15 protein-coding genes are annotated in these 21031 nt (G+C 69.0%); 6 read left to right on the top strand and 9 right to left on the bottom strand.

Translation table 11 applies throughout. The features are described from left to right. On the bottom strand, window positions 1-888 hold an 888-nt coding region (deoC, locus tag AB0H37_RS40960; RefSeq protein ID WP_360618042.1), incomplete at its 3' end, for a deoxyribose-phosphate aldolase. Further along, the gene (locus tag AB0H37_RS40955) at window positions 885-1910 is read right to left on the bottom strand and encodes a LacI family DNA-binding transcriptional regulator (protein ID WP_329092178.1); all 1026 of its coding nucleotides are present in this window, start codon (window positions 1908-1910) and stop codon (window positions 885-887) included. The genes deoC and AB0H37_RS40955, both read right to left, overlap by 4 nt. A 619-nt stretch (window positions 1911-2529) precedes the next feature. Between AB0H37_RS40955 and AB0H37_RS40950 the strand changes: the two genes are divergently transcribed. From AB0H37_RS40950 to ligD, 3 genes are all read left to right on the top strand, one after another. Then, on the top strand, window positions 2530-3210 hold the full coding sequence (locus AB0H37_RS40950; RefSeq protein WP_360618041.1) for a DUF1345 domain-containing protein: 681 nt from the start codon (window positions 2530-2532) through the stop codon (window positions 3208-3210). A 155-nt stretch (window positions 3211-3365) separates the two neighbouring features. Then, window positions 3366-4430 carry a hypothetical protein gene (locus tag AB0H37_RS40945; RefSeq protein ID WP_360618039.1) on the top strand — a complete coding sequence of 355 codons (1065 nt, stop codon included), beginning with the start codon at window positions 3366-3368 and terminating at the stop codon, window positions 4428-4430. A 155-nt stretch (window positions 4431-4585) separates the two neighbouring features. Beyond that, on the top strand, window positions 4586-5539 hold the full coding sequence (ligD, locus tag AB0H37_RS40940) for a non-homologous end-joining DNA ligase (RefSeq protein ID WP_360618038.1): 954 nt from the start codon (window positions 4586-4588) through the stop codon (window positions 5537-5539). Window positions 5540-5557: 18 nt separating this feature from the next. Here ligD and clpB read toward each other — a convergent pair whose 3' ends face one another. Genes clpB through dnaK form a run of 5 tightly spaced genes read right to left on the bottom strand, consistent with a single transcriptional unit; the run spans window position 5558 to window position 11885 of the window. Beyond that, complete coding sequence (gene clpB / locus AB0H37_RS40935; protein ID WP_360618037.1) at window positions 5558-8173, bottom strand: ATP-dependent chaperone ClpB; 2616 nt, start codon at window positions 8171-8173, stop codon at window positions 5558-5560. Then, window positions 8155-8499: a chaperone modulator CbpM gene (locus tag AB0H37_RS40930; RefSeq protein WP_329092167.1), complete on the bottom strand. Its 345-nt coding sequence runs from the start codon at window positions 8497-8499 to the stop codon at window positions 8155-8157. The genes clpB and AB0H37_RS40930 overlap by 19 nt, the downstream gene beginning before the upstream one ends. Next, a complete protein-coding gene (locus AB0H37_RS40925; RefSeq protein ID WP_360618035.1) occupies window positions 8499-9425 on the bottom strand; it encodes a DnaJ C-terminal domain-containing protein in 927 nt (308 codons plus the stop codon). The genes AB0H37_RS40930 and AB0H37_RS40925 overlap by 1 nt, the downstream gene beginning before the upstream one ends. 23 nt (window positions 9426-9448) lie before the next feature. After that, window positions 9449-10045 carry a nucleotide exchange factor GrpE gene (locus tag AB0H37_RS40920; protein ID WP_360618033.1) on the bottom strand — a complete coding sequence of 199 codons (597 nt, stop codon included), beginning with the start codon at window positions 10043-10045 and terminating at the stop codon, window positions 9449-9451. Next, the gene (dnaK, locus tag AB0H37_RS40915) at window positions 10008-11885 is read right to left on the bottom strand and encodes a molecular chaperone DnaK (RefSeq protein ID WP_360618031.1); all 1878 of its coding nucleotides are present in this window, start codon (window positions 11883-11885) and stop codon (window positions 10008-10010) included. The genes AB0H37_RS40920 and dnaK overlap by 38 nt, the downstream gene beginning before the upstream one ends. Before the next feature lie 349 nt (window positions 11886-12234). On the opposite strand from dnaK, the gene AB0H37_RS40910 reads away from it, so the two are divergent. Both AB0H37_RS40910 and AB0H37_RS40905 read left to right on the top strand, forming a co-directional pair. Then, on the top strand, window positions 12235-12684 hold the full coding sequence (locus AB0H37_RS40910; protein WP_329092159.1) for a DUF1931 family protein: 450 nt from the start codon (window positions 12235-12237) through the stop codon (window positions 12682-12684). 143 nt (window positions 12685-12827) lie between these two features. Beyond that, the gene (locus AB0H37_RS40905; protein WP_360618030.1) at window positions 12828-15680 is read left to right on the top strand and encodes an AAA family ATPase; all 2853 of its coding nucleotides are present in this window, start codon (window positions 12828-12830) and stop codon (window positions 15678-15680) included. On the opposite strand, the gene AB0H37_RS40900 is transcribed toward AB0H37_RS40905, so the two are convergent. After that, window positions 15667-16074 (bottom strand): DUF2267 domain-containing protein, encoded by a 408-nt coding sequence (locus tag AB0H37_RS40900; RefSeq protein ID WP_329092156.1) that lies wholly within the window; start codon window positions 16072-16074, stop codon window positions 15667-15669. The genes AB0H37_RS40905 and AB0H37_RS40900 overlap by 14 nt on opposite strands. A 212-nt stretch (window positions 16075-16286) precedes the next feature. Here AB0H37_RS40900 and AB0H37_RS40895 point away from each other — a divergent pair, with 212 nt between their 5' ends. Next, the gene (locus AB0H37_RS40895) at window positions 16287-18188 is read left to right on the top strand and encodes an MFS transporter (RefSeq protein WP_360618029.1); all 1902 of its coding nucleotides are present in this window, start codon (window positions 16287-16289) and stop codon (window positions 18186-18188) included. Between the two features lie 259 nt (window positions 18189-18447). Here AB0H37_RS40895 and AB0H37_RS40890 read toward each other — a convergent pair whose 3' ends face one another. Beyond that, entirely contained in the window at window positions 18448-20961 is a 2514-nt protein-coding gene (locus AB0H37_RS40890) for a LuxR C-terminal-related transcriptional regulator (protein WP_360618027.1), read from the bottom strand. Between the last annotated feature and the right edge of the window lie 70 nt (window positions 20962-21031).

The following is a 21031-nucleotide window of genomic DNA, read 5'->3' as shown; positions in this document are numbered from 1 at the left end:
GGGACCGGAATACACCCCGGTGGCCAGCTTGCGGCGCTGCATCAGCAGATCGTTCAGCACCGAGGACGCCCCGAGCCGGAACCACTCGGGCGTCAGCCAGTCGGCGCCCGCGGTCTCCTTCACCAGCACCAGGTACTTGATCGCGTCCTTGGCGGTGCGGATCCCGCCCGCGGGTTTGACGCCCACCTGCCGCCCCGTGGCCGCCCGGTAGTCGCGGACGGCCTCCAACATCACCAGCGTCACCGGCAGCGTCGCCGCCGGCGCCACCTTCCCCGTCGAGGTCTTGATGAAGTCAGCCCCCGCCCGCATCGCCAGCCAGGAGGCCCGCCGCACATTGTCGTAGGTGGCCAACTCACCGGTCTCCAAGATCACCTTCAGGTGCGCCGACCCGCACGCCTCCCTGACCGCGACGATCTCCTCATGCACCCTGGCGTAGTCACCGGCCAGGAACGCACCCCGATCGATCACCATGTCGATCTCGGCCGCACCCGCCGCCACCGCCGCCCGCGTATCGGCCAGCTTGGCCTCCATCGGCGCCCGCCCGGACGGAAAAGCCGTCGCCACACTCGCAACACCGACCCCCGTCCCCGACAGGGCACGCACCGCGACCTCCACCATGTCGGGGTACACACACACCGCCGCCACCCTCGGCACCGAAACATCCGACGGATCGGGCTGCGCCGCCTTGGCGCACAACGCCCGCACCTTCCCCGCCGTGTCCGCACCCTCCAGCGTGGTCAGATCCACCATCGAAATCGCCAGATCGATCGCCTCGGCCTTCGCCGACGCCTTGACCGACCGAGCGGCCAACCGCGCCGCCCGCTCCTCGACACCCACCCGGTCCACCCCGGGAAGGCCGTGCAGGAAGGCACGCTCGGTTACGGTCATCGGTTCTCGCCTGCCTTTCTGGAGGTGCGGGGCGCGGCGGTCGAGGCGCGTTCGACGATCTTTGTGTCCAAGACGATGCGCCGGGGGAGATCGCGGGTCTGGCTGTCATCGAAGCGGTGCAGGAGCAGCCGCATGGCCAGGACGCCCTGCTCGATCATCGGACGGTCGACAACGGTCAGCGGGGGCCGCAGCAAAGGCCCGGTGTCGAGGTCGTCGAATCCGATGAGGCTGATCTGCCCGGGGACGTCCACCCGCATGTCGTGCAACGCCTTGAGCGCGCCGAGCGTCGTGAGGTTGTTCGCGGTGAAGATCGCGGTCGGCGGCTCGGCGAGCGACAGCAGCGACAGGGCGAGCTGGTAGGCGCGCTCCTCGCGGAAGTCGCCGATGAGGTCGAACTCCGGCGGTATCTCGACGCCGGCGGCCGACACCGCCTGCAGGAAGCCTTCCCGCCGGTAGCGGCCGGGGGTCGCCGCCTGGCCGCCGCTGATCATCGCGATGCGGTCGTGGCCGAGGGCCAGGAGGTGCTCGGCGGCCTGCCGTCCACCGGCGTGGTTGTCGACGAGCACGGCGTCGAAGCTCTCACCGTCGGCGAGGTCCCGGTCGATGAACACGACCGGCAGGCCGCTGTCGCGCAGTTGCAGCGGGGTCCGCTCGTGTTCGGTCGCGGGGGCGAGGATGATGCCGTCCACCTGGCGTGCCATATCGGCGAGCAGGTCGGCCTCGCGGGCGCCGCTCTCGTCGCTGTTGGCGAGCAGCAGCCGGTAGCCGCGGTCGCGGCTGACCGACTCCATGCCCTTCACGACGGCGGCGAAGTACGGGTTGGTGATGTCGGGGACGACGACGCCGATGGTGCGGGTGCGTCCCGACTTCAGCGACTGCGCCGCGATGTTCGGCGCGAAGCCCAGCTCATCCACGGCGGCCCGGATGGCCTCCGCCGACCTGACCCGCTGTCCCCGCAGGAACCGCGAGACGGTGGCGGGGGAGACACCGGCCCGCGCCGCCACGTCGTGGATGGTTGCCACATCGACTCCTGTCTGTTACCCGCATCACTGAAACCGTTGTCAGAGAATGATTGCAGCAGAGGGGCCGAAGATGTCAAGAGCTGGTGCCAGGAGAGTACTGACCTGGGGATCCGCGTCGACCCAGGCCAGATACAGGAAGGGATCATCGTCGAGCTCACCGGACGGCTGGCACGCGCTCAGCAAGAGACCGAGGCGGTCTGCGGCCGCGCGGACGAGGAACGAGAACGCGCGAGCAGCTGCGCGGTGAACGCGACCAGGCCCGCACCGACCTGATCGCCGGAAGATCAAGCGGTTCCATCAAACGCTGCGGCGCGAGTTGCTGTGCCGGCGCGGGATGGCCGTGTTCGTCGGCGCTGGGCCGCATACCGGATGGTTTGCCAAACACCTGGGGTTGGGCGAGCACGGTTCGTGCGGGTGGCGCCGGGCACACCGCTGGAGACGAGCTGGAGTGAAGTGTTCACGGTCAGTGATGTCCGGAGCGGGCGGTGAAGATGGTCGCTTCAACCGTCGGGGAGGGCACGATGTCAGTCCAGATGATGCGCCGGTACCTCGCGCGAACCGGCTGACGTCACCAAGCCGGCACTCGCAACCTCGGGACTTTTGATCGTTTGGAGGCGAGGTGGGCGACGATCTCGACCCATCCGTTGAGGAGAACGAGAACGGGCCTCCCGAGCGGTTCTTGTCGGCCCGCAGGCTTGTGCTGTCGCTGGGAGCGGGCGTCATCGGCGGCGCCGCGGTCGCCGTGCTCGGGGTCGCGGACGTGAGCTTGCTGGTCGGGTGGATCCTGGCCACCGGCACGGTCTTGACATGGGTGTGGTGGCTCAGCTGGCCGCAGGGGCCGGGCGACACCAAAGTGCTGGCCGAGGCGGAAGGCGACGCCCGCTCGACCGACGCGGTGGTGCTCCTGGCCTCGGTGGCGAGCTTGGTCATCGTGGCCGACACCCAGATCCGCTACGCGGGTCGTCGGGACGCGCTCTCGGTCACCGCAGTCATTCTCGCCGTCAGCGCTGTTGTCCTGTCCTGGGCGCTGGTGAACACCGTGTTCGCGTTCCGATACGCCCGCCTCTATTACGAGGACGCCGACGGAGGCATCGATTTCAAGCAGGACACGCCTCCCTCGTATAGCGATTTCGCCTGGATGGCCTTCACTCTCGGAATGTCGTTTGCGGTCTCCAACAGCGAACCCGCCGACACCCGGATCCGCCGAACCGCCCTGGGGCATGCACTGCTGGCGTATGCCTTCGGCACCGGGATATTGGCGGTCGCCATCAACCTGGTCGCCAGCATCGGGCAGGGATGAAGAAGCTACTGCTCATGCTCGGCCGAAGCGGGGGGTGGGCGTTGCCCCCGCCGGGTGTCGGTCCACTCGGAGGGGAGCTCAGCAGTCACGTGCGAGGTTTCAGTTACCTCTTCCGGGTAGGGCCCTGAATTGCTCGTGTCGGGGGGAGCGGTGGGTTGGCCGACCACAACGCGGTGCGCGTGGTGTTGCGTGCCGATCCTGGGCTGCCGTTGGAGATCGTACGTCGGATTGCCGAGACGCTTCCTGACGACATGCGTAAGCGCACGGCGATACCGGTGGAGTGGGAAGTCGACGCCGGGCCGGGGGCCCTGACGGCCGACGAGCAGGTGGAAGCGGAGAACCTGGCGGACGTCTTGGTCGGCCAGTTCCCCAGTGGAGCTTACGACGTCGCCGTGTTCGTGACCGATCTGCCACGTCGTCTGGGAACTCAGCCGATCCTGGCGGAAGTGAGCAGGGCCGAGAGGATCGCCTTGTTGTCGCTTCCCGCACTTGGCTGGTCCCAGCGGCCGAGCCGGGCTGGCCGCGGTGTGGTGGATCTGGTCAAGCTGGTTTACGACGGGACGCCGCCGAGTTTCGCACGGGAGTACACCGTCCGCCGGGCCGATCCCGAACATCGGCCTGAGCAGCGGTTCGTGACGCCGGGACTGCTGGGCCATCTCCGGCTGCTGTCCGGCATGATCCGAGCGAACCGTCCCTGGCGGCTGTTCACCGGCTTGTCCAAGGCGTTGGCCGGGGTGTTGGCGACTGCGGCGTTCGCGGTGGTCAACGCCACCGTCTGGAAGATCGCCGATGCGCTGGGTCCGATCCGGCAGGCAGTCCTGGCGGTGCTGGCGGTCGCGGCGGTGCTGGCGTGGCTCATCATTGACCACCAATTGTGGGAACGCCCGGACGGCGTCATCAATCGCCAGCGGGCCAAGCTGTACAACGCCGTCACTCTGGCTACGTTGCTGATCGGTGTGCTGTGCCTTTATGCGGCCGTTTTCGTGCTGACGATCGTGCTGGTGCCCGTGGTGCTGACCAGTGACGCGCTGAGGTCCAGCCTCGGCCACGGGGCGGAGTGGGGCTTCTATCTGACGATGGCCTGGCTCACCACTTCCATGGGCACGGCCGGTGGCGCGCTCGGGTCGGGGTTGGAGGACGAGTCGGCCGTGCGTGACTCCGCGTACGAGGTCCGTCAACGCAGCCGCCTGGAACAGCAGAGGAAGCACAACACCTCATGATCTGGCATGTGAATCGCGCGTCGCGTGTCCATGCCCCCTGCGATGGTGGTGCCGCCAAGAGGTATGTCGAAATGTGCGAGTCGGTAGAAGCGGAATTTGCCCGATCATTGCAGGCGCCTGGCATCCTGCAGCCCGCCGGGCGGTAGGTCGTGGTCATGGGGAACCTGCCGGTGTATCCGCCGATGTTGGCCGTGCTGGGGGAGTTGCCGACCATGGAAGGCTGGGCGGCCGAGTTGAAGTGGGACGGAGTCCGCGCCGTCGCCTACATACGCGACGGAGGTTTGCAGCTGGTGTCACGCAACGACAAGGACATCACCGTCGCCTGGCCCGAACTCGCCCCGCTCGCCGCCGCGGTCGAGGTGCCGGTGGTGCTGGACGGGGAGATCGTGGCGTTCGGACCGGACGGCAGGCCCTCGTTCAAGGCGCTCGGCCCACGCATGCACCTTCGTCGACCACACCGCATCCAGGCCCTGGCCCAGTCCGACCCCGTCTCTTATGTGATCTTCGATGTGCTGCACCGCGGCGACAAGTCGCAGATCGCCCTGCCCTATGCCGAGAGGCGCCGGGTTCTCCACGGGCTCGGACTGGACGGGCCGCGCTGGAAGACGACCACTTCCCACGACGACGTCGCGAACGTCTTCGCGGAGTCGTCCCGTCTCGGCATGGAGGGCGTGGTCTCCAAGCGCCTCGATTCCCCCTACCGACCAGGGCAACGGCATCGGGACTGGACCAAGACGAAGAACTTCCGGACCCAGGAGGTCGTCGTTGTCGGCTGGAAGCCGGGAGCGGGCCGCCGCGCCGACCGGATCGGCGCGCTCCTGCTGGCCGTCAACGACGAGCGGGGGCGGCTGAGATACGCCGGTCATGTCGGTACAGGCTTCACCGAGGCGAGCCTGGAGGACCTCGCCGAGCGTCTCACGCCGTTGCGGCAGGACGACCCGCCGGTTCCCGACGTGCCCCCTCAGCATGCGCGGGACGCCCGCTGGGTGCGGCCGGAACTGGTCGGTGAGGTCGCCTTCACCGAGTGGACCGGCGATGACCGACTGCGGCACCCGAGCTGGCGTGGTGTCCGCACGGACAAGGAACCGGGCGAAGTCCGACGCGAGTAGGCCGGCGCACCTGGTCCGTCACACCGGGTTCTCGTAGCGGACGTCCAGCTCGTCGTTCGCGACGGTGATGTGGATGGTCGCGCCGTCCCGGACGTCCCCTGCGATGAGCGCGCGGCCGAGTCGCGTCTCGACCTCGCGGGCGATGAAGCGGCGGAGCGGGCGGGCGCCGTAAACCGGGTCGAAGCCCTGCTCGGCGATCAGCCGCCGGGCGTCCTCGTCGATCGCCAGGTGCATCCGCCGGTCGGCCAGCCGGGCGCGAAGGTCGTTGAACATCAGGTCGACCACCTGCTCGATCTGCGGCAGCGTCAGCGGCTTGAACAGGACGATGTCGTCGACCCGGTTGAGGAACTCCGGACGGAAATGGCGGCGCAACTCGCCCATGACCCGATCGCGGGCGTCCGGCTCGATATCACCCTCTGGGGTAACGCCCTGCAGCAGATGCTCCGACCCGATGTTGGACGTCATGATGATCACGGTGTTGCGGAAGTCGACGGTGCGGCCTTGCGCATCGGTGAGGCGGCCGTCGTCGAGCACCTGGAGCAGCGTGTTGAAGACGTCGCCGTGTGCTTTCTCGATCTCGTCGAACAGCACGACCGAGTAGGGCTTGCGCCGGACGGCCTCGGTGAGCTGGCCGCCCTCCTCGTATCCCACGTAGCCCGGGGGTGCGCCCACCAGCCGGCTGACGGTGTGGCGCTCCTGGTATTCGCTCATGTCGATGCGGACCGTGTTCTCCTCGGTGTCGAACAGGGCCGCGGCGAGGGTGCGGGCCAGTTCGGTCTTGCCGACGCCGGTGGGGCCGAGGAAGACGAATGAGCCGATGGGGCGGCGCGGGTCCTTGATGCCCGAGCGGGCGCGGATGATGGCGTCGGACACCAACTGGACGGCCTCGTCCTGTCCGACCACGCGCTCGTGCAGAACCTTGTCGAGCTTGAGCAGCTTGTCCCGCTCGCCCTCCTGCAGGCGGCTCACCGGGATGCCCGTCCAGCGGGACACGATCGCCGCGATCTCCTCCTCGGTCACGACCTCGCGCAGCAGCCGGCCGCCGTTCTGCTTGCCGGCCAACCTCTCCTCCTCGGCGCGCAGCCGCCGCTCCAGCTCCGGCAGCCGGCCGTGCCGCAGCTCCGCAGCACGGTTGAGGTCGTAGTCGCGCTCGGCGCGAGCGGCCTCCTGCCCCAGCTGTTCGATCTCCTGACGCAGCGCCTGCACCTTGCGGAGCGCCTGGCGCTCGGCCTCCCACTGGGCGCGCATGGAGCCGGCCTCGGCGCGCAGCTCGGTCAGTTCCTTCCGTAGCTTCTCCAGGCGGTCCTTGCTCGCCGCGTCCCCCTCCTTGGACAGTGCGGCCTCCTCGATCTCCAGCCGCATGACGCGCCGGGTGAGTTCGTCCAGCGGCGCCGGCAGGGAGTCGATCTCGGTGCGCAGCATGGCGCACGCCTCGTCGACCAGGTCGATGGCCTTGTCCGGGAGGAACCGGTCGGAGATGTAGCGGTGGCTGAGCGTCACGGCGGCGACGAGGGCGGCGTCCTGGATCTTCACGCCGTGGAAGACCTCGAGACGTTCGCGCAGACCGCGCAGGATGGAGACGGTGTCCTCCACGGTGGGCTCGTCGACCAGGACGGGCTGGAAGCGCCGCTCCAGAGCCGCGTCCTTCTCGATGTGCTTGCGGTACTCCTCCACGGTCGTCGCGCCGATCATGTGAAGTTCGCCGCGGGCGAGCATGGGCTTCAGCATGTTGCCGGCGTCCATCGCCCCCTCGGTGGCGCCCGCGCCGACGACGTTGTGCAGCTCGTCGACGAACAGGAGAATCCGGCCCTCGGCCGCCTTGACCTCGTTGAGCACGGCGGTGAGGCGTTCCTCGAACTCGCCCCGGTACTTGGCGCCCGCGACGAGCGAGCCGACGTCCAGATTGAAGATCGTCTTGTCGCGGAGGCCCTCGGGGACGTCGCCGTTGGTGATGCGCAGGGCGAGCCCTTCGACGATGGCGGTCTTGCCGACGCCGGGGTCGCCGATCAGCACGGGGTTGTTCTTGGTCTTGCGGGACAGGATCTGGACGACACGGCGGATCTCGGTGTCCCGGCCGATAACGGGGTCGAGTTTGCCTGCCGCAGCATCGGCCACCAGGTCACGGCCGTACTTCTCCAGCGCCTCGTAGGCGACCTCGGGCATCGCGGACGTCACCCTCTGGTTGCCGCGGATCCGGGTGAGGGCTTCCAGGAAGGAATCCCTGGTGATGCCCTGACGGCCCAGCAGCCGTCCCGCCGCCGTCGCCGAGCCCTCCTCCAGCAGTGCGATGACCAGGTGCTCCACGGAGACATACTCGTCCTTCAGCCGTTCGGCCTGCTGCTGGGCGGTGTCGAGCAGGCGGGAGAGCCTCTGGGTCACCAGGACCTTGCCGGGCTCGGTGCCGGGACCGCTCACGCTCGGGCGGTGTCCCAGCTCGGCCTCCAGCGCCTCGCGCAACCGTGCCGGATCGGCCTTCGCCTCGGTGAGCAGCCGCGGGACGAGCCCGTCGGCCTGGTCGAGCAGGGCGAGCAGCAGGTGCTCGCCGTCCACTTCGACGTGACCGAAACGCAAGGCCTTGGTCTGGGCGTCGTGCAAGGCCTCCTGGGATTTCTGGGTCAGGCGATTGGGGTCCACTTTCGGCCTCCGGTGTGGTGTCGGATGCGCGGTTCCCGCTCGAGATCGGCAATGCGGTCGAGCAGTTCGACCACGAGTCCCAGCGCGGCGTAGTTGAGGCAGAGTCCCGTCCGCAGGCGTTCGAGGCGTGCGTATGCGGCGACTTGCGCGGGCGGGAACCAGAGCCGGCCGGAGCGGTCCCGCTCGGGGTCGAGCAGCCCGAGACGCACCAGCCGGCGTGCCAGCTCGGGATGGATTCCGGCGGCCTCGGCGAAGGCGTCGAGGTCCATCCGCCGGGGACGGGTCGGCATGATGGCGTAGACCGTGCCGGGCAGCAGATGTTCCATCACGACCTCCTCGGGTCGAACGGCGACTCCGAGGCGAGCTCCTCGAACAGCCGGCGTTCCGTTTCGGATGGCTCGGGCGGCACTACGATCCGGACCTCGGCGAACAGGTCGCCCGGGGTGCCGCGGGGATTGGGCAGCCCGCGGCCGCGCAGCCTGAGCCGCCGCCCACTGGACGTGCCGGGGGGCACCTTCACCTTGGCCTCGCCGCCGGGGGTCTGCAGGCCCACCGTCGTGCCGAGGGCGGCCTCCCACGGAGCGAGCGGCAGGTCGGTGTACACGTCGCGGCCTTCGACGCGGTAGCGGTGATGTGGGGCGATCCGCACCACCAAGTAGAGGTCCCCAGCGGTTTCGCCGCTACCGCCCTGCCCGGCCAACCGGATGCGCTGGCCGTCGGTCACACCCGCGGGAACGGTGACGTCGAGGTTCTGACGGCCCTCCGGACGATCGAGGGTGATGGTGCGTCTGGTCCCCCGGTATGCCTCCTCGACGCTGATCTCGATCTCGGCCTCCTGGTCGGCGCCGTGCGCAGGCGACCAGGTGGACCAGCGGCCGCCGCTCCGTCGGCCACCACCGAAGATCCCGCCGAACAGATCCTCCAGATCGATGTCCTCGCCGAACCCGCCGGGGTGGACGCCGCCCGTGGTGGCGTAGGGCCCGCCGCGGCCGGCACCGGCGGCGGCACCGGCACGAGAGCGTGCCCACATGTCCGGGTCGACGTCCTCCGGAACCCGGCGGAAGTCGGACCCGAAGGCGTCGTAGCGGCGGCGCTGATCCGGATCGGACAGGATGGCGTAGGCCTCGGAGACGTCCTTGAACTTCTCCTCGGCTCCGGGGTCCTTGTTGATGTCGGGGTGATGGGCGCGGGCGAGCTTGCGGTAGGCCCGCTGAATCTCGTCCTGGCCGGCGTCCCGGGAGACCCCGAGCACCTCGTAAGGATCTTGGACGGCCATCACTCACCGGCCCTGGCGGACACCGACACCAGCGCCGGACGCAACTGGTTCTCGTCGTCGCCGTAGCCCGGCTGGTGCACCTCGACCACTGTGCCGGGTGGAGTGTCGGGGTCGGTGCGCACGGCGACCGCCGAGTGCCGGGCCGGGTCGAACGGGACCCCCAGGTCATCGCGGCGCGGATAGCCGAGGTCGCGCAATGTGGCCACGGCCCGGTCCCGGACGCTGCGAACGCCTTCGACGACGCTCGCCGGGTCGGACTCTGCGTGCTGGAGTGCGCGTTCGAGGTCGTCGAGAACCGGCAGCCACGCCGCGGTGACCTCCGCCCGCTGGGCACGGCGCTGCGTCTCCAGTTCGCGGGTCATACGCTTGCGCAGGTTGTCGAGATCGGCGAGTGCGCGCCGCCACAGGTCCTCAAGTTCCTCGACCCGCGCCCTGAGCCGTTCGACCTCGCCGGAATCCCGGCCGGCCGACTCGGCGGGCTTCTCCGGCTCGGGCCCCTGCCCGGCGCGCTCGGGCTGCTCGAGTGACCGGTCCTGGTCGGCCGACTGCCCGGTCTGCTCAGTCCGTCGTGAATTCGGCGTCGATGACATCGTCATCCGAGCCTTCCGTCGTGGCCCCAGCGGGACGCTCGCCCGCGCCCGCTCGGGTGGTCGTTCCCAAGCCGTGCAGGATCTGCTGGAGTTCGGAGGTGAGCGTGCGCAGCCGGTCCAGCGGCGCCTCCTCCTTGATGGCCTGCCGGGCGTCCTCGATCAGCCCCTCGGTCCGCGCCTTCTCATGCACGGGCACCGTGTCACCGAGTTCACCAAGCCGGTGTTCGACCTGGTAGATGGCCGAGTCCAGCTCGTTGCGCGCGTCGACCTGCGCGCGCAGCCGGGCGTCCTCCTGCCGGTTCTGCTCCGCATCGGCGATCATGCGCTCGACCTCGCTCTCGTCGAGGTTCGAGCTCTGGCTGATGGTGATGCGCTGCTCGGCGCCGGTGTCCTGGTCGCGTGCGGAGACGTTGAGGATGCCGTTGGCGTCGATGTCGAACGTCACCTCGATCTGCGGTTCGCCGCGCGGCGCGGGGCGGATGTTCTCGAGCCGGAAGCGACCGAGCACCCGGTTGTCGGCGGCCCGTTCCCGTTCGCCCTGCAGGACCACGATGTCGACCGCGTTCTGGTTGTCCTCGGCGGTGCTGAACGTCTCGGTGCGGCGGGCGGGGATGGTCGTGTTGCGCTCGATGATCTTGGTCATCACCCCGCCCATGGTCTCCACGCCGAGCGAGAGGGGCGTGACGTCGAGCAGCAGGACGTCCTTGACCTCGCCCTTGAGGACGCCGGCCTGGATCGCGGCGCCCAGTGCCACGACCTCGTCGGGGTTGACCGACATGTTGGGGTCCTGGCCGCCGGTCAGCCTGCGGACGAGGTTCTGCACGGCGGGGATTCGGGTGGACCCGCCGACCATGATGACCTCGTCGATGTCATCGGCGGTGACCTTGGCATCGCTCATCGCCCGTTCCACCGGGCCGACGCAGCGCTCGATCAGGTCTGCTGTGATCTGCTCGAACGCGGAGCGCATGAGCGAAGTGTTGAGGTGTTTCGGGCCACTGGCGTCGGCCGTGATGAACGGCAGGCTGATCTGTGTCTGGGTCACCGTGGACAGTTCGACCTTGGCCTTCTCGGCGGCCTCGAACAGCCGCTGCAGGGCCTGAGGGTCCGCTCGGAGGTCGATCCCGTTCTCCCGCTGGAACTCATCGGCGAGATGATCGACGATCCGGCGGTCGAAGTCGTCGCCGCCGAGATGGCCGTCACCGGAGGTCGCGCGGACCTCCACCACGTCGTCGCCGATGTTCAGCAGGCTGACGTCGAACGTGCCGCCGCCCAGGTCGAACACCAGAACGGTCTCGTCGGCCTTCTTGTCGAGGCCGTAGGCCAGTGCCGCCGCCGTGGGCTCGTTGATGATGCGCAGGACTTCCAGCCCGGCGATCTTCCCCGCGTCGCTCGTGGCCTGCCGCTGGGCGTCATTGAAGTAGGCGGGCACTGTGATGACGGCTTCGGTGACCTTTTCGCCGAGCGACTTTCCGGCGTCGTCCGCCAGCTTGCGCAGAACCAGCGCCGAGATCTCCTCCGGCGCGTACTGCTTGCCGTGCACGTCGAAGCGCGCAGACCCGTCAGGCCCTGCGACCACGTCGGAGGAGACCGCGTCCTTCTCGGTCTCGATCTCTTCGTAGCGTCGTCCGATGAAGCGCTTCGCCGAGGTGATGGTGCCCTTGGGGTTCATGATCGCCTGCCGCCGGGCCAACTGCCCGACCAGCCTCTCGCCCTGTTCGGTGAAGGCCACCACGGACGGAGTCGTCCGTGCCCCTTCCGCGTTCGGGAGGACCCGGGGTTCCCCGCCCTCCGTCACCGCAATGACCGAGTTGGTGGTGCCGAGGTCTATGCCGACTGCTCTACCCATCAGGTTCCCTCCGATGGTCCTCACCGCACATTCCAGTGAGATGGCGTGCTTCGTTGCCGGAGATGGCAATGCCTTCGTCTTCACGCTGCGCCATCAGTGGGCCCAGCACATCCACCGACCGTGTAGGTCTGAGTTCGGCGCTCACCACGGCGCGTCGGGGCACTCGCCGTGAGCGGAAGGCAGCCGGGCAGGCGGCACGCAGGTCTAACCGCCGACCGGCGTCGGCGGGCGGCCTGGTCGCGTTGAGCCGGACCTACAAGATCTGACGATGCGACGGTCGCCCTGGGGCGGGGAGGCTGCAGGGAGGTTCTTCTTCTCCTTCGGCAGGAGATGACAGGGAGGTGGATCCATGCCCGTGATGGGAATCAGCAGGTTCGAGCGCTTCTTCAGGGCTGCCGCCGGGTTGGACGTCGATAAGAACGATCTGCGGCGCTACCACGAGTTCCTTGACGCCAAGCTGTACGACCTGCTCCTCATCGGACAGGCCAGGGCGAAGGCGAACGGGCGCGACATCATCGAGCCGTTCGACCTCCCGATCACGAAGGGTCTGCAGGAGAGCATCCACCGGTTCCGCCGGTTGGACGAGGAGATCGAGGTCGAGCCGATCCTGGAGCTGCTGGCGAGGCGGCCGCCGCTGGACATCGCGGTCCGCGATGTCACCGACGAGAAGCTTCCCGAGATCGCGGGCGGCCTTTCCTACGCGCTGGCGCAGGCCTTCCGGATCGTGTTCCCGGACCGGCGCAACCCACAGACCACGCAGTGGGAGCGGGTCCAGCGCATGTTCGACCTGCTCCTGTGAGCAGGACTGCCGCTTTGACCGGTTCGCGGCAGATGACCCGCAGATGATCCGCCTTTGTTCAAGGTTGACCTGACCTGCCCAAGGATGGGCCAGCGGCGCGTCGACACTCGCGTAGCCCACGCAATCGTGGGCACGTTGCCTGCATGGACGGCAGGCCGCCGACGCGGGGCGCGACCTTCGGTCGCCAACGGGAACAGGCGGGCATCGACGAGTTGCTGACGGGCGTCGACGGCCCGAGGGTCATGCTCGTCGAGGGGGAGCCGGGCATCGGGCGGACCCGCTTGCTCGAGGAGGCCGCGCGCATGGCCGCTGACGAGGGTTTCTCGGTGGTGGTCTCGGATACGGCCCCCGAACTGCGGCGGCCCGTTGACCTGGAGCTGTTGCTGTCGGTACTGGACGAGCCGGGCCCACCCTCGCCGCCGGCCGGTGGACAGGACCGGTCGGCTGAACGGCTGCGGGCCACGCTGGAACGGCGGGCCCGCTCCACCTCGTTGCTGATCCTGCTGGACGATCTCGAATGGGCCGATCCCGCGACGCTCCTCGCCCTGGAGACGCTCCCGATTCGACTCGCATCGTCTCCCGTGTGCTGGATCCTCGCACGCCGCACCGGCTCCGGTGGCGCCGAGCTCGATCGGCTGTTCCTCCGGTTGCAGGCGGGCGGCGCCGTCCTGCTCCAGCTCAGTCCGCTGTCGGGTGAGGCCGTCTCCGAGTTGGTCACCGCGACTTTGGGAGCGTGCCCTGATTCCGACCTGCGCGTGCTCGCAGACGGGGCGGGTGGCAATCCGCTGCTGCTTCTCGAGCTGATGAACGGACTGCTCGACGAGGGCGGGGTAGCGATCTCCCGGGGCCACGCTCACCTCATCACCTCGCGGTTGCCGGAGCGGGCCCGTATCGTCGTCGCGGGTCGCCTGGAAGAACTGGATCCGGCGGCCCGGCGGCTCCTTGAGATCGCGGCGATGCTGGGGCCCGCGTTCCACCCCCTGGTCGCCGCCGACCTGCTTGGCATCACCCCCTCCGAACTACTGCCGTCACTGGAGGCGATACTGGCGACCGGGTTGCTGGCAGCGCGTGAAGAGGCTCTGGTGTTCCAGCACGACGTGGTGCGCGAATCGGTGATCACGGATATCCCCGGTCCGGTCCGGCAGGCCCTGCACGTGCAGATCGGAAGGACCCTGCTGGAGCACGGTGGCAGGGTGAAGGCTGCGGCGGCCCACCTCATGGCGGGGGCGGTCTCAGGCGTCCCGGAGGTCCTCCAGAGCCTGGACCGGGCAAGCTCGCAGATGCTCGACACCTACCCGGCGGTCGCCGCCGAGCTGACCCATCGGGCGCTCGACCTCACCGAGCCCGCCGATCCGCTGCGGTTCGCGCGCACGATGACGGCGATGCGGACGCTGGTCGCCGCCGGTGACCTGACGGGGGCCGCGGAGCTCGCGGAGGCCGCGCTCGACCAATGCGCGTCCGGCCCGTCCACCGCCGAACTGCTGACCGCACTGTCCTTCATCCTGGTGCCGATGGGGCAGGCCGTCAGGGCGTCGGACACGGCCAAGGCCGTGCTGGACATGCCTGATCTGACGGAGGAGGTGCGCGACCGCGCCGAACTCGCCCTCATGCAGGCCGAGGCCGGGCTGCAGGAGGGCGGAAGCGTGCTGGACCGGGCCAGAGCGATCATCAAGGCGGCCGACGTGCCCGGCCGTGGCCTGGTGACCGGTGCGCTCATCGTCCTCGCCCTGAACGACTGGGACGAGGGCGATCTGACCGGCGCGCTCGACCTCACGCGGACAGGTGTGCGGCAGGCGTTCAACGACGGCGTGCATGAGTGCCGGCTCCACCCAGGTCTGATACTGGCCTCGTTCCTGGTGGACGTCAGGCTCATGGACGAGGCGCGCCGGACGATGGTGCTGGGGACCGGCGGGGCCGAGGGGATCGGACGGGACGGCTGGGCGGCCGGACCGGGGATCGTGCGATCACGCATCGACCTCGCTGAGGGGCGGCCAGAGGAGGCGATCCGCGGGGCGAGGGCGGCTCTGGAAGCGGCCGACGCGGTCGGGGCGCACCTGCTGGGCGCCTGTGCCCGGGCGACGCTGGCCATCGCGGCCCTGCGCTCCGGCGATCTCGAGACCGCCACGAAGCACGGCCTCGGCGGCGAGGACGCGGGCGGCCCGGCATCCCCTCCCTTCGACCTGACCCGAAGCGAACTGATCCGGGCGCAGGTCACCGAGGCCTGTGACGGGCCGCGGGCCGCCTTGCCCGCATTGAGCGGACTCCTCGACGACCTGACAAAGCACAGTCGGGTACTGATCTGCGATCCGACCGCGGCGGCCTGGCTGGTCCGAACGGCGGTCGCGGCGGGTGAGCCCGGATCGGCCGAGAAGGTCGTTGCGGCGGCCGACCGGCTCGCCGACATGAACCCGGGGCTGCCCAGTCTGGCCGCCGCCGCCGAGCACGCCCGCGGGCTGCTGCACGGCGATTCTGACCTCCTCCGACACGCCGCTGCGGAGCACGCCGACCACTGGGCGTCCGCCTCCGCCTACGAAGACCTCGGCATGCTGCTGGACGGGGGGAACGGCGCACGCGGCCAGAAAATCCAGTTCTTTGACGAGGCTCTGTCCTGTTACGCGGCGGCCGGTGCTGAGCGCGACGCCGCCCGGCTCCGGGGGCGCCTGCGGGGGATGGGGGAGCGCCGACGGCACTGGAACCGCCGCGAGCGGCCCGCGGCCGGCTGGGGCAGCCTTACCGGGGCCGAGGAGCGGATCTCCGGGCTCGTCGCCCAAGGGCTCACCAACCAGCGCATCGCCGATCAGTTGTTCGTCAGCGTCCACACCGTCGCGTTCCACCTGCGGCAGATCTTCCGCAAACTCGACGTCCGTTCGCGCGTCGAACTGGCGCGGCAGGTCCTCGAACATTCCGACGACCTTCCAGGCGCGCAGTCCGGAGAGAACCCCGACGGCACGGAGGCCGAGTCATCCCCCGCCCAGCGACACTCTAGACCGGAATGAGCGGGCGCAGGTCCTGGGAAATGCTGGACTTGATGTCCTCCCACTCCCCTTCTGCGACGTAGCGCCGCAAGGCGTCCAGGACGGTGGACACCAGCCGCTCCGTACCGCCCTCGACCTCGTATGGGAAGCCGCGCCGGACATGTTGGAGAAAATCCTTCTTGTCCATCTTGACCGGTACTCGGCTGGGGTCCCAGCCCTCGTAGTACACGCCACGGACCAGCAGGGGCAGCTGTGCGGAAAGATGTGCACACTCGTCCACGGGCAGCCGGTCGCGCAGAGCGTGCAGGACGGCGCGCAACGCATCGTAGGACCAGTTTCGTCGGTCCTTCGACCACCCTTGGGCATGCTCGATCTCCTTCAATATTTGGTTCGTCTTGTGGACGGTCTTGTCCAAGGTCGAGAACCCGGTAGCGCTCATTCGAGCCCGCCTTCCAGATGAGGAGAACCGTTACCTGCCACAGCGTCGTGCGAGACCGGGTGAGAACGCGTCACCCGGTGAGGGGGATGCCGGAACCGAGTCCGTTTCACCCTGTGCGGGTGACGTCTGCTCACCCCCTCACTCAGACGCTGGTCGATGACAGTGACCTGCTTTCAAGGGGGTAAGGGATGACGAATGCCGGTGAAGGCGGCACGATTCAGACCCAGATTCCCGCTCGGCTGGACCGCCTTGCCTGGACGCGGTTCCACTGGAGGATCGTGATCGGCCTCGGCACCGTCTGGATCCTGGACGGGCTGGAGGTCACGATCGTGGGTTCGATCGCTGCCCGGATGACCGAGCCGGGCAGCGGCATCGACGTCGCCAGCGGCGACATCGGCACGGCCGCGGCGTTCTACGTTGCCGGCGCCTGCCTGGGCGCGCTTCTCTTCGGTCAGCTCACCGACCGCTTCGGGCGCAAGAAACTGTTCATGATCACACTGGGGTTGTACGTGGTCGCGACCGTGGCGACCGCGTTCGCTACCGAGGCGTGGTACCTGTTCCTGTTCCGTTTCCTCACGGGGGCCGGCATCGGCGGTGAGTACGCGGCCATCAACTCGGCCATCGACGAGCTGATCCCTGCCCGCAACCGCGGCCGTGTGGACCTTGCCATCAACGGCAGTTACTGGCTGGGCGCGGCCCTTGGAAGTCTTGGCAGCGTGCTTCTCCTCAACGATGCCCTGCTGTCGGCGGATCTCGGCTGGCGGCTGGCCTTCGCCATCGGCGGGGCCCTCGGGCTGGGGATCATGGTGGTGCGCCGGAACGTTCCGGAGAGCCCCCGCTGGCTGTTCATCCATGGCCGTGCCGAGGAGGCGGAACGCATCGTTGACCGGATCGAGCGGGAGGTTCAGTCCGAGACGGGGGAGCCGCTGCCCCCTCCGGCCCAGAGCATCACCGTGCGGCAGCGCAGGTCGATCAGCTTCCGCGAGATCGCCCGCGTGACGGCCAAGCGCTATCCCAACCGCACCGTTCTCGGGCTGTCGCTGTTCGTCGGGCAGGCGTTCATGTACAACGCCGTCACGTTCGACTTGGGCACGATCCTCAGCGACTTCTTCGACGTCGCGTCCGGCACGGTGCCCTACTTCCTGGCCGCGTTCGCGCTCGGGAACCTGATGGGGCCGCTACTGCTCGGACGCCTCTTCGACACCGTCGGCCGCAAGCCGATGATCGCCGGCACCTACTTCGGCTCCGCGGCCCTGATCGCGGCGACCGCGGCTCTGCTCATGGCCGGCCTGCTGACCTCGACGACGTTCATCGTCCTGGTAGCGCTGAGCTTCTTCGTCGCGTCGGCCGGGGCCAGTTCCGCCTACCTGACGGTCAGCGAGATCTTCCCGATGGAGACCCGTGCACTCGCCATCGCCCTCTTCTTCGCGGTCGGCACCGCCGTCGGCGGGATCACCGGCCCGGCGCTCTTCGGCCAGTTCATCGGCAGCGGCCGGCTGGACCTGGTCGCCGTCGGGTTCTTCATCGGGTGCGGGGCGATGATGCTGGGCGGGTTCGCGGAGCTGATCTTCGGTGTCCGCGCCGAACAGCAGTCGCTGGAGAACATCGCCCGTCCGCTTACCGCGGAGGAGGCCGAGGCCTCCACGCCGCAGGAGCAGGAGGGCCTCCGGCGGGCCGCACTGGAGCGGGAACTGCCGGCCGAGGACAGGCGCCGGTCTGACGAACGCGATCGCCGCGTCCGGGAGCGCGCCGCCCGGCGCCGCAAGCGGGAGATGGCGAGGCCGCAGCGCTTCCGTCCCGGGCCTGGGGGCTCGCAGACCTACTCGCCGGGAATGATGGGAACCGCGGGCACGCCAAGCCGGTCGACGGCGGTCTCCGAACGCGAACTCGACCGTGAGATCGATGATCTAGTCCACGCGACCGGGGCGGGGCCTGTGGAGCGGCGCGACCTGGCGAAGCGGGTCAGGGCCCGAAGCTGGGGCCCCGGCCGGTTCAGGCAGGCCCTGGAAGAGGCGACCAAGGAGGGGCGCCTACTGCGGCTGACCCGCAGCAGGTACGGCCCCGGAGACTCCAGGAGGGATGAGGAGTGACGCTCGCCTGCCGTCTTCTCGGCCATCGTCCGCGGTTCACCAGTGAAGGGAACACGCTGGTGTGGAGCTGCGACCGCAAATGCGGGGCCGGAGGGGCCAAGGAGTACGAGACCGCCGGGGACGCCGCCCGTTACGCTCGTGCCTTCGACCGGGAGGATCGCGAGGATCTCGGCAGGCGCGCTCCGCTGATCGGGCTGTTCCCGCTTCGCCTGTTCCGAGCCTTCCGGAACCGTCACCGCAGCCGTCACGACAGCAGCGCTCAGAGAAGCTGAGCGTCCCGCGCCTTGCGCACCGCCTCCCGGCGCCGGGAGGCGGTGAGCTTCCGGTAGATGTGGCGCATGTGCGTCTTCACGGTGTTGACCGAGACGTGCAACTCGGCCGCGATCTCCTCGGTCGTCAGAACGCTCTGGAGATACCGCAGCACCGTCAGTTCCCGCTCGGTCAGCGGCGCGGCGGGGCGGTCCGGCCGCTCGGTAGCGCACTCGATGATGTCCATGACCAACGGCCAGTATGCCGTCCCGGAGTCCAGGTGGGCGCTCAGAAGCCGCCGCGCCGCCGGGCCCTCGCGGATGAACACACCCCGGAAGCGTTCATGATCGGCGAGTTGCAGGGCCTTCTCCAGGCTCATGGAAGCGTGTCGGCCATGGCCGAGACGGTCGGCGGCCAAGGCTTCCAGAAGGCCCGCTTCCAGCGCGAGCCCCAGTTCCCCGTTCGGCGCGCCGGCGGCCGTCCTTATCGCCGCGTCCAGATTGCCGTCCCTCAGTTGTGTGCGTGCGAGCGCGACCGTCAGCGTCGCCGAGCCGCCCGAGGCCTCAGCCTGGTCGGCAAGTAGCCGGAAGGCCGTACGGGTGTCCCCGAAGCTCGCTCGAAGTCCCGCCTCGGCGGCGGTGAACCGGTGGGCGATGTATCTCGGTACGGCCCAGCCGGTGAGTTCGTGGTGGGTCTCGCGCAGTGCCTCATCCGCTCTGGAGCGGGATTCGCCGTCCTGTAGCGACCACAGCCGGACAACGCTGATCAGCGCTGCGAGGAGCCGGTCACCGGAACCCTCTGCGAGATCCAGGTACCGTGCCGCCTCGTCCCCCTCGCCCCATTCATGGTGCGTGATCGCTAGCGCCAGATGGGCATATCCGCAGGCCACGGACGTCGTCGTGGAGCCGAGCGAATCCTGAGCCGTCCGCTTCGCGAGATGGAGATCGCCGAGCAGTGCACGGACCACGGCGAGCCTGCTCAGGCACGCTGCCCGGACCCGTCCCAGGCCCACCCGCTCAGCCGCGACCAGCCCGCCGTCCAGTGCCCGTTCCGCTACGGACAGGTCGCCGGTCGCCAGCCGGGCCGTGCCGAGTGCGGAAAGGGCGACGCTACGGGCGCCTTCGTTGTCTTCCCGGTGGGTGAGGAGCCGTGACGCCTGGGAGGAGGCCGTAGCGACGTCCCCCGCCGCCACCGACCGTGCCAGGTGGATCGCCGCGACCCTGTCATCGCCGGTGAGCCGCAGATAACGGTCGGTTCCTCGCCGATCGCCGAGAATCTGCTGGTTCAGTGCACAGGCCAGTGCAAGATCCGGGTTATCGCGAAGGGCTGCTTCGGGTGGCGCGGGGCCGGGTACCCAGAGCGGCGGGTCCGGACCAGAGAGCACGAGATCGGGCCAGTAGTCGGTCACCAGATCCGTGGCCATACGCCAGTCCGAGGACAGGAGGGCATGCTGTAGCGCTTCCGAGGACGAGCCTCGTGCGGCGTACCAGGTGGCCGCGCGCCGATGCAGCTCGGGAACTCGTAGCGGTGCCCGCCTGACCAGCTCACGGCGGAGGAACTCACGGAAAAGACGGTGACAGCGGTACGCGGAGTGCCCGTCGCCGACCGGGTCGAGGAAAACGCCCGCCTCCCACAGTTCGGCGAGGATCCTTTCACCGTCCGACCGGCCGGTGAGGGCGTCCACCAGGCTGCCGGTCAGCTCATCCAGTACACAGCCGCACAGCAGGACCTCCCGGTGCCCGCCGCCGAGCCCGTCCAACACTTCTGATGTGAAATAACCCGCGATGCTCTCGTGGTTGCCGGTGAGCTCCTCGACGAAACGCAGCGGATCGCAGTGTCCTCGCATGGACAGGCCCGCCAGCCTCAGGCCCGCTGGCCACCCCGCTGTTCGCCGGAGCAGCATGCGTGTGTACCGGTCGGGCAATTCCAGGCCGAGCGCGGCCAGCAGTTCGACAGTCTCCGCCATGTTGAAGGACAGATCCGCGCCCTCCACCACGGTGACCGCATCGGCGAGCCGCAGCCGTGCCAGTGCAGGTCCCGGACCGCCGCGCGTCACGATGACCATCCGTAGTGCCCGCCCGGCGTGCCGGACAAGATACTCCAGGCCCTTCAGGATGCGCGGGTCCCGTATTCGATGGAAATCGTCGAGGACGATGCCCACCGGTTCGCGCAGATCGGCCAGCATGGCCGCCAGCCGGGCCAAGAACACCTCCTGGGGCGCCTCGTCCGGCGACGGCAGGGCGTCACCTGCGAAACCTCCCGCGGAGTTCAGCGCGGCCCGCAGATAGGACCAGAACCGGGGATCGTCCCCGTCCTCGATGCCGACCCAGCCGACGCGGAATTCCGTCGCCCTCGTCCACCAGCTCAGCAATACGGACTTCCCCCAGCCGGGTGGGGCGTTGACCAGGGTTATCGGACGCTGCCGCCCAGCGTCGAGGGCACGGCTGAGACCTGGTCGCTCCACCAGCCCTGATGGAGGGTCGGGCGGCTCCAGCTTCGAGTCGAGCAGTGGTTCCTCTGTCACGCCCACCACCCTTCGCGTGCCGCCGGGCGTCTTGCATCCTCCGGCCGGGTAGCAGCCGCCGCTGAGCGCT

Source organism: Actinomadura sp. NPDC023710 (genome assembly GCF_040639875.1).
GTDB lineage: Bacteria > Actinomycetota > Actinomycetes > Streptosporangiales > Streptosporangiaceae > Spirillospora > Spirillospora citrea.
Note: the sequence above shows the minus strand (reverse complement) of the source record. Positions and strands in the feature narration are given on the sequence as shown.

Excerpts from the sequence above, each read along its gene's own strand:
- ligD (WP_360618038.1), top strand. The coding sequence starts at position 4,586 with ATGGGGAACCTGCCGGTGTATCCGCCGATGTTGGCCGTGCTGGGGGAG.
- AB0H37_RS40930 (WP_329092167.1), bottom strand. The coding sequence starts at position 8,499 with ATGGAACATCTGCTGCCCGGCACGGTCTACGCCATCATGCCGACCCGT.
- AB0H37_RS40920 (WP_360618033.1), bottom strand. The coding sequence starts at position 10,045 with ATGACGATGTCATCGACGCCGAATTCACGACGGACTGAGCAGACCGGG.
- dnaK (WP_360618031.1), bottom strand. The coding sequence starts at position 11,885 with ATGGGTAGAGCAGTCGGCATAGACCTCGGCACCACCAACTCGGTCATT.
- AB0H37_RS40910 (WP_329092159.1), top strand. The coding sequence starts at position 12,235 with ATGCCCGTGATGGGAATCAGCAGGTTCGAGCGCTTCTTCAGGGCTGCC.
- AB0H37_RS40905 (WP_360618030.1), top strand. The coding sequence starts at position 12,828 with ATGGACGGCAGGCCGCCGACGCGGGGCGCGACCTTCGGTCGCCAACGG.
- AB0H37_RS40895 (WP_360618029.1), top strand. The coding sequence starts at position 16,287 with ATGACGAATGCCGGTGAAGGCGGCACGATTCAGACCCAGATTCCCGCT.